Here is a 267-nt window from a genome sequence, read left to right on the forward strand (position 1 = left end):
GTTGCAGAACACGATCACCTGCTTGAGGCTGCGCTCGCGGATCAACTGGACGACGGCGCCGGTCTTGTCGCCCTCGGCCACTTCATAGACGATCTGCGTGACATTGGTCGCCGTCGAGTTGCTGCGCGCGACTTCGATGGTTTGCGGATCGCGCAGATACGTGGCCGCGAGCTTCTTGATTTCGCCGGAGAATGTGGCCGAAAACAGCAGCGTCTGACGCTCTTTCGGCAGCAGATTCAGAATGCGCTGCAAGTCCGGCAGGAAGCC

The 267-nt window shown here is 60.3% G+C and carries 1 pseudogene; it reads right to left on the bottom strand.

The annotated features are described in order from the left end of the window. A pseudogene (locus SB822_RS57675) lies at positions 1 to 267 on the bottom strand (ATP-dependent helicase); the annotation flags it as partial.

Source organism: Paraburkholderia sp. SIMBA_054 (assembly GCF_046534875.1).
GTDB lineage: Bacteria > Pseudomonadota > Gammaproteobacteria > Burkholderiales > Burkholderiaceae > Paraburkholderia > Paraburkholderia hospita.